The sequence below is a fragment of the Vibrio sp. 10N.247.310.24 genome, assembly GCF_041467175.1.
GTDB classification, from domain to species: domain Bacteria; phylum Pseudomonadota; class Gammaproteobacteria; order Enterobacterales; family Vibrionaceae; genus Vibrio; species Vibrio tasmaniensis_A.
Genome location: NZ_JBFSUD010000046.1, coordinates 1 through 12,851 on the forward strand (window position 1 = coordinate 1; position 12,851 = coordinate 12,851).

Genomic DNA, 12,851 nt, shown 5'->3' on the forward strand with positions numbered 1-12,851 from the left:
GTTTTACCGCCGCAATTAACCTTATTGATGCGCAATTACGTTGGTTAGCTTTAAGTCCAGACGGAACTCTACCTGTAAAACTGAAAAGGATGAGAGACAGTTTGAGTCACTTCATTCTTCCAGATAAAAGAAAAGACCGAACGTTTCCACGTTCAGTCCTCTTTGTCCCAGCCAAATATCCGTTCAGGTTCAAGCAATAATGCTTATCCGAACGGCATTAGGGTAATCGGTATAGCCTTTTTCGTTGCCGCCAAACAGAGTGGCGCCGTCGAGATCGGATAGTTCGCTGCCGTTTTGTAGGCGTGAAACGAGATCTGGGTTTGCTACGAATGGGCGACCAAATGCGACAAGGTCGGCGTAGCCTTTGCTTAACACTTCTTCGGCGCGTTCTGGTGTGTAGCTGCCAGCAACTATGATGGTGTTAGAGAACAACTCTCTTAGTTCCACACGGAAGCTTTCAGGTATCACAGGCGCGTCATCCCAATCGGCTTCTGATAGGTGTAGATAAGCGATATTACGAGCTTGCAGTTCCTTTGACGCTTCTAAAATCGTTGGCACGATGTCTGGACAGTTCATGTCTTTGAAGGTGATGAATGGGGCTAAACGTACGCCCACTTTGTCAGCACCAATCGCTTCAATTACCGCATCCACGACTTCAATTAGAAAGCGAAGTCGATTCTCACGACTGCCACCATAGTTGTCGGTGCGTTTGTTTGAGTTGGTTCTTAGGAACTGGTCAATCAGGTAGCCATTACCACCGTGGATTTCCACGCCATTGAACCCTGCCTCGACCGCTTTCTTCGCTGAGTTAGCAAAATCTTGAACAACACGATCGATATCGGCTTGGGTCATCTCTCTTGGTTGAATGCAATCCACCATGTTGCCGTTACCATTTTCATCAGAGATCCAAACCTGCGTTTCTATGGGTGCCAGTGCAGAAGGTGCAATCGGCAACTCGCCTTTTTGAAAGGTAGGGTGTGATACTCGGCCTACGTGCCATAGTTGGCAGAATATCGCGGCACCTTGCTCTTTTGCTGCTGTTGTTACTGATTTCCAACCTTCGATTTGCGCATCGGTATAGACGCCGGGTGTGAATGAGTAACCTTGAGAGTCATCTGAAATTTGTGTGGCTTCAGTGATGATAAGCCCTGCACTTGCTCGTTGTTGGTAATAAGTCGCCATCATGTCGTTTGGCACGTTTCCAGGTTGGCTAGTGCGAGCGCGTGTCATGGGTGCCATAACCACACGGTTTTGTAGTTCTAGATCTTTGAGTTCTGCTGTTTCGAATAATTTGCTCATGGTATTTACCTTGTATCGGTCATGTATTGATTGATTTAGCGTGCGGTGGTCACTATTTCGATTCCGCAGGGCTGAAGATAGAGTCGTTTTGTGGCTTTTCAGCTCGGTTGGCTTTTGCAATAAGCAACAAACCAATCACTGGGACAACAACGGCTGCGAATGGAATCATTCCTGCGCCTAGTTGGCTGTCGAGTACCATGCCGCCTAGGAAGCCACCGAAGGCATTGGCCAAGTTAAACGCTGAGATATTCGCGGTTGCTGCTAGCTCTTGGCCTTCGCCACCGTGGTTCATTACTCGAAGCTGCATGGCAGGAACGTTCGCAAATGATGCAATACCAAAGATAAATGCAGCGGTAACGAATAGGATTTTGTTGTCTACAACAAGGCCAACCACAACCAATGAAACGATCATCGCGACGGCCCAAAACATCGATGCTTTGCCTAAATCTTTGTCAGAAGAGCGTCCGCCCAAGGTGTTACCGATGATTAAGCCGACACCAACAATCACTAAGATCCAAGTTACTGATTCTTGACCGTAACCCGTGATGTGCATGGCGATAGGCGCAAGGTAGCCGTAAAGCGTCATGAAGCCAGACCAAGCAAAAGCGGTGATCGCCAAGCTGATAAGCAGCATTGGATTTTTGAATGCCAACAGCTGAGTTTTGATGTCTCTCGCTTCGCTGTGACCTGAAGATTTTATTGACGTTAAGATTGAAATCATGGCGATGGTGCCAAGTGCTGCCACGGTAAAGAAAGTGGTGTGCCAACCGAATTGCAAGCTCACCCAAGTTCCTGCGGGAACCCCAAGAACGTTAGCGAGCGTTAAGCCAGCGAACATCTGGCCAACAGCACGACCTGCCATTTTCTCAGATACTAAATTGGTCGCGACAACTGCACCTATGCCATAGAAAGGACCTTGCACTAAGCCTGCGATAACGCGGCTTGCAAGTAGAAGTGGGTAGCTAGGAGCAAGGGCTGACAAGACATTACCGATGATGAACAGCACCATTAAGCCAATCAGCACCATCTTCTTGTTAAAGCGAGCAAGGTAGATGGTTAAGATCGGGCCGCCGATAACGATAGCCAACGCGTAAGCACTGATAAGGTAGCCAGCTTGGCCTTCTGTGATTGAAAGTGATGTAGCGATCTGTGGAAGAATGCCTGCGATAACAAACTCAGCCGTGCCGATTGCAAATGCAGCGAGTGTCAGTATCCAAACTTGGAATGGAATCTTTTCTATATGGATAGTTTCTTGGTGGACGGTTTCTTGTTTCATGATGAGCTACCTATGTAAATTCTTGTTTGTTAGGACGTGCGATACACGCCCTAACGATTGTTCTTTATGTCTTTGCTTCTTTGCTTCTTTGCGGAGTGTTAGCCGAGTAGAGCGCCTCCATCGATATCGATGATTGACCCAGTGACGTATGGGTTATTAATTGCGAACAGGTAACCCATGGCTATCTCTGAAGGCTCGCCAACCTTGCCTGCGGGTAGGTTGTTTTTGGCGTTGTCGTACATGGTTGAACGAGCTGAATCGTCCATGTTTTTGTAAGCTTCAGTCATGGTAAGGCCGGGGCTGACGGCGTTGACTCGAATCGGTGAAAGTTCTTTGGCAAGCACTTTAGTTACGCTCTCTAGCGCGGCATTAATTGCGGTTTTTACGTAAGTACCAGCAACCACTTTGCGTGACAGCATGCCCGTGGTTAGTGTGATTGAGCCGTTTGGAGTCATGTAACGTGCGGCGTGCTTGGCTACGTTTAAGTTTCCCCAAAACTTGGTATCAAATGCTGCTTTTGCGTCTGCGATAGCAAGGTCTGTCACTTTTCCTGCGGGAGCGTATGAACCCGCGGTTATCACCAAGTGATCAAATGCACCGATCGATTCGAAGTATTCACAAACCGATTTCTCATTGCTGATATCAACGCCTGTGTGTCGGCTGGCAATGTGTACTGTGTTGTCTTCGTTTCTCAATTGCATTGCTAATGCTTTGCCGATACCTGATGTCCCACCAATGATGACGAATGTGTGCTTTTCTTGGTTTGTAAGTTCGTTGTTCATGTTCTGAATTCCTGCGTGTTCTGCTGATGGTTGTCATTATATTTATTCGACTAAATTTGATAATTGGCTAAACTATAAAATCATTATTCGGTTAATCTGAATAGTGTGAATGGGTATTCAAATCGAGCATTAAGATCGAGAAGTAAGACGAAGAGGTGGAAGCGAGAATCGTATGGATAAGTTTTCAGATATGGCGATGTTCGTGAGCATTGTTAAGCATCACGGGTTAGCAGCGGCGGGGCGTGAACTGGGTTTATCGCCTGCGACCATGACAGCAAGGCTGCAGGCGCTTGAAGAACGATATGGTGTGAAGTTGTTGAATCGAAGTACGCGTCATGTGTCTTTGACCGACTCTGGCGAGCTGTATCACAAGGCATGTTTGGAGATTTTAGACAACGTCAGCGAGGCTGAAAACCTGATTCAAAATGGCGTTAAAGAGGTTAAAGGCCCACTAAAGATTGCAGCACCTAAAGACATCGGAAAGCAGTACATTCTTCCTATTCTTTCGGAGTTTTGTCAGCAGTATCCGGACGTTATTCCTTACCTGTACTTGAACGATAACCTCTCGAACATTGCTGAATCTGGCATGGATATCGTGATTCGTTATGGTGAATTGGTCGACAGCAGTTTGATATCCAGACGCTTATCGCCAAGCCGACGTGTGTTGTGTGCTTCACCAGAATATCTTGCCAAGCATGGAACGCCGCTAACACCACCAGATTTGGTCGAGCACGATTGTTTGGCGATGCTGCGCAGCAATGAAGAACTTAAGACATGGCATTTCCAAGACCACGACATGAAGAAGTCGATTACCGTTGTTCCAAAGCGATTCTCAGACGATGGTGAAGTGATTCGTTACTGGGCATTAAAAGGTGAGGGTATTGCGCTTAAATCGGTACTGGATGTACAAGACGACATCAATAACCAACGCCTTGTGACGCTACTTAATGGCTACATGAAGAACTTCAATACCTCGACGTCAGTATCGAGTGCCGACTTGAATGTGGTGTACATCAGCAAGAAGTATCAGCCTAAGCGTATTCGGCTGTTTTTGGATTTTCTGTTTGATAATTTTAATGACTTGGTCGAGAGATCTGGCAGAGATTAATTATCGTTAATCTATTGAAAATGAAACCTCAATGACGATAGATCTATAGTGCCTTTGAAGCTTTATTGATCAAATAAACTTTATTACCGAATTGCAGTTTACCCTCTAAGTTGCATCTGGCTCGCATTAGTCACGCGAGCCTTTCTTTTTTTGGCGATAAGTATTTGGTTTACGATAATATTTATCTCCGATAAAGGGGGAAGTAGTGAAAATACTAATTATCGAAGATGACACCACCACAAGAGAATTTGTGGCCAAAGGTCTTGAAGAACATGGTTATGCGGTCGACCAAGCAGAAGATGGCAAAAAAGGCTTAATGATGGCGTTAAGCTCCGAGTATCAACTGGTGATTCTTGATCGCATGTTACCGTATTTGGATGGAATGAAAGTTCTCTCTGCAATCAAAGCGACAGAAGAAAATTTACCGGTATTAATTTTGAGTGCCATGGACAGCGTGGAAGATCGAGTGAATGGCCTTCAAGCAGGAAGTGATGATTATCTGATAAAACCTTTTGCGCTGGCTGAACTTATCGCGCGCGTAGACATCATTATCAATAGAACCAAACGTCAGCCCGTTACTGAGACAAATTTAGTCTATGACTGCTTAGAAATCGATTTACGAGCACATCAAGTCACTTGTATGAATCAAGATCTCCAATTGCAGCCGAAAGAGTTTCAACTGATTCAGTATTTTGTCGAGCACAGTGAGCAAGTTGTCTCAAGAATGCGCTTGTTTGAGGCTATTTGGAGTTACCACTTTGACCCGAAAACCAATGTCATTGATGTTCATGTCGCCAATTTAAGAAGGAAGCTTGAAGAAGCAGGTTGCCCTGATTTGCTTCATACAGTGAGAGGGGCAGGTTATGTCCTTCGTCGATGATTACTCCCTCACTCGTTCCTCTGTATTTAAGACTCTAGTCGGTTTGTTTGTGTTGGTGACAGTGATTAATGTCATCGTGATTAGGCAGGTATACAAAGACTCAGATGCGTTCCATCGGGCACAACTCATTCGACAGCTGCAAGATGAGTCATCCGAATTCAGTTATGCAGCCAATCAAAGTAAAGAGGACGTTGAAAGGTTACTTGCCGTAAAGCAAACATCCGACACTAATTTTTACTATCGCTTTTCTGAGCGAACAAGCCCTTTACTAACCACGTCTTATCCTGTTGTTTCGCTTATGTCTGAAACCGCCAACATTAGCATTGGAGATACGCATCGCTTGGTGATTGGTATTGATAGACAGGCGGTAGAAGAGTATCGAAAAACTCTAATCCCGATTGTATTTTCGGGCATTGTACTTCCTATTGCCGTTATGCTGATCGCGGCTCTGTTTTTTACGGTTCTGATCTTAAAGCGTTTAGAAAGAGTCAACCAAGCGATGAATCGAGTGCTGTGTGGTGAAAAAAGCGTAAAAATCCCCGTATCCAAACAAGATGATGAATTTGATATTTTGGCGATCCATCTCAACTTCATGATTGAGCAAATGGCTAAAAATGAAGAGTCATTGAAGTCGTTAACAGTAGGCATGGCTCATGATATGCGCACTCCCATGGCTCGGCTAAAGTTACGCTTAGAAGAGGTATTATCGGATTCCACATTGACCGATGAACATCAAGAGCAATTCTCGGCTTGCCATGATGAGTTGGAGCTCATCTTATCGCTATTCAATAGCATGTTAGAGATCACCAAGCTGAATAGCGGGCAAACGTTGATCGCCACAGAGCGTGTAGATCTCGGAAAAATAGCTCAAGATGCTATTGAATTTATCAGCCCGATTGCTGAAATGAAGCAACAGAGTTTGGTTTGTCGGCTAGACCAAGAGTGCGAAATATTGGGTGATAAAAGCCTTCTGTTCAGGGCTGTTTTTAACTTGGTTGAAAATGCAGTGAAATACACACCTGAAAAGGGAAAAATTGAAGTGGTGGTTGATTACTTTGGTGTCACGGTGGCAGACAACGGTATCGGGATATCAGATAAAGACAAGATGAATGTTTGTCGGCCTATGTTCCGTGCTGATAAAAGTCGAACGGAATTTGGCAACGGCCTTGGCTTGTCTCTGGTTGATGCCGTAGTAAAGCGTCACCATGCCCATCTTATTTTAAGAGATAACACCCCAGGATTAAGGGCTCGCCTCTATTTTGAACGTTAACTTTAGTGGATGTTTGTAGGCTGCCCAACACCTTAATCCTTATTGTAGCTTTATCTTTGCGTAAAAGCTTTAAGGATGTTATCCACTACGGAGTTACTTTCTAAATAGTACTCTAACGAAACGTATGGGGATTTTTCATAAACCGAGCATGAAGCACCAACTCGCAAATCTCCAACCATTTTCGAGTAGCTCGACTTGCCAGGCTCAAATTGAAATACTGGATAGTGCTCCTGAAATTTTTCTATTAAGGAACCTAATGCAGCAATACACTCATCCTTACTAATAAAAGCTCGCTCAACTTTAACTCGCCCCACCAATTCAGACTCGTTATCTATTGTAACTTCGAAGTCTGATAGAAAACTAAGCTTAGTTTCGTTCTCAAGCGCTAAAGGCACTCGAAAGTTAGTAACTGGGCTATCAGTTGTAATATTGAAATTCTCCAGAGGTTTCACTGGGAAAGAACTGGCAACTTTGACTTCAAATAAAGGTAAACCTTCACCTTGAATCACTGTATCTCGTTCAGCAGAGTTGAAACCACCACCCAACATGAAACCGAGGATAATCATGCATACCATGACTAAAGCTATTTGTATCTTGTTCATCTGATTCCTTTAACTATGGATAAAGCTCAGTTAAATGCATGCTAATTGAGGTACTTCTGCCAATGTTGCTGACCTTTCAAAACTACCCTGCAATCTTCGTAGTCCAAAGAACTATAGAGATTTTTAGCTGCAACATTATCATTACTGACCTCTAGTGTGATTTTGAGGTAATCATTATCACGACAATACTGTTCGATACCATTCAGTTGCGCCTTGCCAACACCTTTACCACGAAAGCTATCTGACACCATAAAGTCATGGATATTCATCACTCTTTGCACACGATAGTTTTATTATATATTTTCGACTTTACCGCTATTTTCGAAGGTATCAGCTTTTTTGGTGTTTCCTATCCCTGCAATACACAAACCCATCAGAAAAACCGATAGAGAATTGAAAGCAAATCCAAACCTCTCATTTGGAGGGGTATCTATTGAGCCTGCCCAATATGTGAAGTGCACGGTCAACCCTGTAGTAAAGTCATATCTATAAGTGGGACTATATACCACGACAAATTGAGCCAGAAAAAACATGAACAACAGCCAGTTAGCAATTTGTATTTTAGCGTAAAGTAGGAAGCAAAATAGTAATCCCATCAATACGTAGATTGTGTATACGATGTTGGTTAATCCATAGTTGAAGTAGTATCCAACCACCTTTGAAGCTCCCATGAGAATCATTGAGAGAGCTAAAATTAAAAGTAATTTATTAGTTTTAGTCATCTTAATCTTCCTTGATGCAAAGTCTTTTTATATCACTCGGTGAGAATAATCCGCTTAGAGTATCAGTATTGTTGCTTATTATCAGCTGGATGCTATGTCTATGACATAAAGCAGTTCTATTGTTTAAGTACTAAACCGTGACCGTGCAAGCACATAATACCGCTGTCGTAAGGCATGTCATCACTCCGAAATGGCCTTTGAATTCTCGATTAATCAACGTCTTAAAAGCGGTTGTTCGTCCTATGCATGCCTATCGTCAAGAGCCCGTCTTTTTCGCTCCCATAATCTCTTTACGCTGCGAGTGCAAAAAAGCCAAAGCGAATCGCTTTGGCCTGAGTGCTTTAATGTGAATCGCAACGTGTGCTGTGTTTTAGCGATGCAGGGGTTAACTCGGAAGTGGGACCGATGTTAGGTCTTGGCTTTTAGGGATTTGACTCATCGCATGAGCGATCTCCTCTGCCTCTGTGCCAATAATAACCTGAAGGTTGTTAGCCCCAATTTTTACCACGCCCATTGCGCCAATCGCTTTCAGTGTCGCTTCATCAACAATGCTGATGTCTTTAAGTGTTAAGCGCAGTCTTGTGATACATGAATCGATACTGGTTAGATTCGCATGTCCACCTAGCGCTTTTAAGTATTGCGCCGCTTTCTCATTCGATGAAACTTGGTTTACTTCTGCTACGTCCACATCTTCACGTCCCGGTGTTTTGAGATCGAATTTTAAGATAGCGAAGCGGAATATTGAGTAGTAAATCGTCGCAAAGAAAATACCTTGAAGTATCAACATGTAAGGTTTTACTGCGAGTGGAAGATTGTAAGACAACACGAAGTCAATCAAACCGCCACTGAAGGTAAAGCCAGCGATCCACTGCATGCTAGCAGCAATGTATAGCGACATAGCGGCAAGAAGCGCGTGAATAACATAAAGTACCGGTGCCACGAACATGAAGGCAAACTCAATCGGTTCTGTTACGCCAGTTAAGATAGCGGTTAACGCTGAAGCGCCAAGAATACCGCCGACTTTCTTTTTGTTTTCTGGTTTTGCACAGTGGTACATCGCTAAACATGCCGCTGGTAAGCCATAACCCATAACAGGGAAGAAGCCACCTTGATAAATACCCGTTACACCGAGTTCACCGGTGCCCGACCAGAATTTAGAAATGTCATTGATGCCCACTAAATCGAATAGGAAAACTTGGTTAAGTGCGTGGTGCAAGCCAACAGGAATAAGTAAGCGGTTAAAGAAACCATAGAGGCCAGCGCCTGTCGCACCCATCTCAGAAATAGAGATGCCGAACTCAACCAGTGCTCCGTAGACGACAGGCCACACATAAACCATGACTAAGCTGATACTAATCGCGGCCAGAGATGTGATGATTGGAACGAAACGCTTGCCGCCAAAGAACCCAAGAACAGCAGGCAGTTTTATGGTGTGGAATCGGTTATATAGAGTGGCGGCGACAATACCTATCATGATGCCAGTGAATGCACTTACCGCTGCATTGGAGGCGATAAGTTCAGATGCGCTCATTTGGTCGACAGGGACACCGGTGATTTGTGAGATAACATTCACGTTACCCACGATCATTTCCACGACGAGCAGACCTAATAGGCCAGATAGAGCAGCAGCGCCGTTATTGTCTTTCGCTAAACCATAAGCGACACCAACCGCGAATAACCACGCTTGGTTATCCATAATGCCTTTGCCACCGTATACGAGTATGGTTGCTAAAGCGCTGTTAGCTCCCCAACCTGATGGGTCAAGGGCATAACCTAGCCCTAGCATCAAACCACCAGCAGGCAGTACGGCGATCGGCACCATCAGTGCTTTGCCGATTTTTTGTAAGTATCCAAGTATATTCACGTTTTTTCTCTCTCTATTTTTATTGATAGAGAGAGCTTACTTGCATAAGGATTAAGGATCGGTTGTGCTTAGATTAACGATTATTAATGTAGGGCGATGTCGTTGTAAAACTGAGAACTATTGAAGATTTTATGGATAAGTTGATTGTTCTAAAAATGCTAAATTCAAAGCTTGGTTACGGACAAGGTAAATGGTTCTCGTTAAGATAGTTCGATACAAGGACTTGATGGAGAGAGAAATGAAAGTAGTCGGTAACACGGTTATCCAACCTTTTCACAAGGCAGCCTGCCATTGTGGTGCGGTTGAATTAGAGCTCAGCCTACCTAACGGAATAGAAAAGCCGCGCCGTTGTGATTGTTCTATCTGTCGTCTTAGAGGCGCGATTGTGGGCTCTGTTGCGTTGGATGGTATCAAGATCCTGAAAGGTGCGGAGCATCTTAAGCTTTATCAATTCAATACCAATACCGCGAAGCATTACTTCTGTTCAAACTGCGGTATCTATACCCATCATCAACGCCGTTCAAGCCCAAATGAATACGGTTTTAACATTGGTTGTTTGGAAGGGGTGAACCCTTTTGATATTGGTGATGTGGTGACCAACGACGGTGTCAATCACCCTGCTGATCGCTAAGTCGTTACACAATATAAAAGGAATTAATTATGTCTGAATATGGAGCGGTCATTCGCTGGCAAAAAGCGGAAGATGAAGCCTTTAGCGACAACCAATACAGTCGCGGTCATACGTGGGAGTTCGATGGTGGTATCACTGTGCCAGCTTCATCTTCTCCTCATGTTGTGCCACTGCCGTTTTCGGTGGAAGCGAATGTCGACCCAGAAGAAGCGTTTATCGCGGCACTTTCTAGCTGCCATATGCTGACGTTTTTGGGCATTGCCGCAAAGCAGAAGTATGTGATCGATTCTTATGTGGATGATGCAATCGGCGTGTTGGAAGAAGATGAATCAGGCTGCTCATCGGTCACTAAGGTGACTCTGCGACCTGATATTGTGTTCTCCGGATCTAAGATACCAACCGCCAAACAACTCGACAAACTGCATCATTTGGCGCACAAAAACTGCTTTATCGCGAACTCGGTCAAGACTGAAATTGTGGTCGAGATGCGAGATTAATTTTAATTAATCACAAGATTTCTTTAAAAGCTTCGTCCTTTTTATCTCGCTATCGTCTTAAGGGTATTCAGGCAATCCAGTTGATTGCAAAAGAACCAAACACACTATTTGAGGAACCCTCCATGACAGCGTTTAACAGTGCATCGAATTACGGTGAACATGCGTTTATCAAAAGCAAACCAGAGATGCTAGAGAGCATTTACAACACTGTCGATGTATTTCCTTACTGGGTAGCCGACATGGATTTTCAGGTAGCCGAACCGATCACTCAAGAGCTGAATCGTTTGGTTGAGCGTGGAGTGTACTCGTATGAGTTCAATGAACAGGCGGTGTTTGAGGCGCTATCACAATGGTATGCAAAGCGTCATGGGCTGAACCTATCTTCTGACAAGTTCGTACAAGTTCCGGGAGTGTTACCGGGCATCGCGTTGTTACTGCGCCAGTTTACCAATGAGGGTGATGGTGTGCTTATTCATACGCCGGCTTATCATCAGTTCGCTAATTTGGTGAATAAAGCAGGTCGTCAGGTCGTGAATAGCCCGTTGATTAATGGCGGACAGAGTTATCAGGTTGATTTTGCTGGTATGGAGCAACAGATCATCGAACAGCAAGTGAAGGCGATGATTTTCTGCAATCCGCATAACCCGACTGGGCGAGTGTGGACACCTCAAGAGATTGAACAAGTCATCGAAATAGCTAAGCGCCACGATGTGCTTATCATCAGTGATGAAGTCCATTCCGACATTATTTTTGAAGGTCATTCTTTTACGAGCTTAACCAGCTTTGATTACGACAAGGTCATTGCCTTGATTGGCTCTCCGGCGAAAACCTTCGGCATGCACAGCATCTCAAATGGCTATGTGTACACCAACAATCATGAGTTATTTGAAGCGTTCAAAACCAATGTGGTGGCGATGTATCTTGATCATGGTAATGCGTTCAGTACGTTTGCAACCGTGGCGGCCTTTGAGAAAGGTGGAGAGTGGCTAGATGGTATGTTGGTGTATCTGCAAGACACGGTGAAATGGATCACTGAGTTTGCGGAGCAGCGCATTCCTCAGTTAAAAGTCTTCCAGCCGCAAGGCACTTACCAAGTGTGGTTTGATTTCTCAGGCTTGGATTTTTCGGAAGAAGAGCTAAAAAATGTGGTGTTTGAGCAGGCTAAAATGGGCTTAACCCCAGGAGGTTGGTTTGGTGCACAAAGCCCTAACTTCATGCGAATGAACATCGCGACGTCACGCGATAATATCGAGCAATCATTTACCGCGTTAGCAGATGTAATTGATGGCTTTGAGCGAGGACGTCAGACTTCTTCAACTTGTTGTAATAGCGGTGCTTCAAAAAGCTGCTGCTGATTATCCATGTTGAATTGAAAATGCTTAGCCGCTGATGCTGATCATTGGGCTCTAAAGAACAAAAAACCGCGAGGCTGCTTAGTGCATCACTGGCGGTTTTTTTGTGTCTGTGTAATTCTAAGCATGATTTTATTGATAGAGAATGTTGAGTTGCCGAGTGGTAGTTAGAGAGCGCTTGAATGATTGGTATAGGTTGGTTGGCAGAGAGTTATGTTTAGTGTCCCACTGAATAGTTTTGTACATCGTGTGAGTGATAAAAGCCAAGTGATGGCGAATGCGACTGAGTGTGGATGCCAGTTGAAGCGAGTGCGACGTTCACGCAACTGGTTGTTGGTGGCTCAGGATCATCAACTCATTGAATTTAAAACCCTGCTCACTCATGAAAAAGACGGTTGGATAGCAATCGCAATCGACAAAGTACTGCCTAAGCCTGTGGTGTGTTTGGCATCGTTGTTAGCCGCTACGCCCTCGATGACGGTCGCGCAGTTAGTGATGGAATCAGGATGTTCAATGGCAGAAGCAAGGCGTGCTATTGATGAATATGAAGGGTTATAAGCGCAAACGA

Annotated in this window: 13 protein-coding genes and 2 pseudogenes; 8 read left to right on the plus strand and 7 right to left on the minus strand. The window is 44.5% G+C overall.

All coding sequences use genetic code 11. From position 1 onward, the window contains the following. Positions 1-200: pseudogene (locus AB6E08_RS14690) on the plus strand (IS4 family transposase); the annotation flags it as partial. Here the strand turns inward: AB6E08_RS14690 and AB6E08_RS14695 are convergent. From AB6E08_RS14695 to AB6E08_RS14705, 3 genes are all read right to left on the minus strand, one after another. Beyond that, positions 190-1,299, minus strand: coding sequence for an alkene reductase (locus tag AB6E08_RS14695; RefSeq protein WP_372046032.1), 1,110 nt, complete (start codon positions 1,297-1,299; stop codon positions 190-192). The pseudogene AB6E08_RS14690 and the gene AB6E08_RS14695 sit on opposite strands and share 11 nt — an antisense overlap. A gap of 52 nt (positions 1,300-1,351) precedes the next feature. After that, positions 1,352-2,575 carry an MFS transporter gene (locus AB6E08_RS14700; RefSeq protein WP_371996495.1) on the minus strand — a complete coding sequence of 408 codons (1,224 nt, stop codon included), beginning with the start codon at positions 2,573-2,575 and terminating at the stop codon, positions 1,352-1,354. Positions 2,576-2,673: 98 nt separating this feature from the next. Then, on the minus strand, positions 2,674-3,357 hold the full coding sequence (locus AB6E08_RS14705; protein ID WP_371996494.1) for an SDR family oxidoreductase: 684 nt from the start codon (positions 3,355-3,357) through the stop codon (positions 2,674-2,676). A gap of 172 nt (positions 3,358-3,529) precedes the next feature. Between AB6E08_RS14705 and AB6E08_RS14710 the strand changes: the two genes are divergently transcribed. From AB6E08_RS14710 to AB6E08_RS14720, 3 genes are all read left to right on the plus strand, one after another. Continuing rightward, a complete protein-coding gene (locus AB6E08_RS14710; RefSeq protein ID WP_102248793.1) occupies positions 3,530-4,465 on the plus strand; it encodes a LysR family transcriptional regulator in 936 nt (311 codons plus the stop codon). A gap of 205 nt (positions 4,466-4,670) precedes the next feature. Then, a complete protein-coding gene (locus tag AB6E08_RS14715; RefSeq protein WP_017098832.1) occupies positions 4,671-5,345 on the plus strand; it encodes a response regulator transcription factor in 675 nt (224 codons plus the stop codon). After that, on the plus strand, positions 5,329-6,615 hold the full coding sequence (locus tag AB6E08_RS14720; RefSeq protein ID WP_372065254.1) for a sensor histidine kinase: 1,287 nt from the start codon (positions 5,329-5,331) through the stop codon (positions 6,613-6,615). Before AB6E08_RS14715 ends, AB6E08_RS14720 begins: the two co-directional genes overlap by 17 nt. A gap of 50 nt (positions 6,616-6,665) precedes the next feature. Here the strand turns inward: AB6E08_RS14720 and AB6E08_RS14725 are convergent, their stop codons facing one another. The 4 genes and pseudogenes from AB6E08_RS14725 to nagE all read right to left on the minus strand — a co-directional run bounded on the left by AB6E08_RS14725 (position 6,666) and on the right by nagE (position 9,803). After that, the gene (locus tag AB6E08_RS14725) at positions 6,666-7,217 is read right to left on the minus strand and encodes a hypothetical protein (protein WP_122046525.1); all 552 of its coding nucleotides are present in this window, start codon (positions 7,215-7,217) and stop codon (positions 6,666-6,668) included. A 41-nt stretch (positions 7,218-7,258) separates the two neighbouring features. After that, positions 7,259-7,504, minus strand: a pseudogene (locus AB6E08_RS14730) (GNAT family N-acetyltransferase); the annotation flags it as partial. Positions 7,505-7,510: 6 nt separating this feature from the next. Continuing rightward, positions 7,511-7,939 (minus strand): hypothetical protein, encoded by a 429-nt coding sequence (locus tag AB6E08_RS14735; protein ID WP_372065252.1) that lies wholly within the window; start codon positions 7,937-7,939, stop codon positions 7,511-7,513. Positions 7,940-8,324: 385 nt separating this feature from the next. Beyond that, on the minus strand, positions 8,325-9,803 hold the full coding sequence (gene nagE / locus AB6E08_RS14740) for an N-acetylglucosamine-specific PTS transporter subunit IIBC (protein WP_372065249.1): 1,479 nt from the start codon (positions 9,801-9,803) through the stop codon (positions 8,325-8,327). A 238-nt stretch (positions 9,804-10,041) separates the two neighbouring features. Here nagE and AB6E08_RS14745 point away from each other — a divergent pair, with 238 nt between their 5' ends. From AB6E08_RS14745 to AB6E08_RS14760, 4 genes are all read left to right on the plus strand, one after another. Further along, positions 10,042-10,434 carry a GFA family protein gene (locus tag AB6E08_RS14745; RefSeq protein WP_372065247.1) on the plus strand — a complete coding sequence of 131 codons (393 nt, stop codon included), beginning with the start codon at positions 10,042-10,044 and terminating at the stop codon, positions 10,432-10,434. A 29-nt stretch (positions 10,435-10,463) separates the two neighbouring features. After that, the gene (locus AB6E08_RS14750) at positions 10,464-10,931 is read left to right on the plus strand and encodes an OsmC family protein (protein ID WP_004732693.1); all 468 of its coding nucleotides are present in this window, start codon (positions 10,464-10,466) and stop codon (positions 10,929-10,931) included. 122 nt (positions 10,932-11,053) lie between these two features. Beyond that, complete coding sequence (locus AB6E08_RS14755) at positions 11,054-12,286, plus strand: MalY/PatB family protein (RefSeq protein ID WP_372065244.1); 1,233 nt, start codon at positions 11,054-11,056, stop codon at positions 12,284-12,286. Positions 12,287-12,496: 210 nt separating this feature from the next. Further along, the gene (locus AB6E08_RS14760) at positions 12,497-12,841 is read left to right on the plus strand and encodes a ribosome recycling factor family protein (protein ID WP_017098838.1); all 345 of its coding nucleotides are present in this window, start codon (positions 12,497-12,499) and stop codon (positions 12,839-12,841) included. Positions 12,842-12,851: the final 10 nt, after the last annotated feature.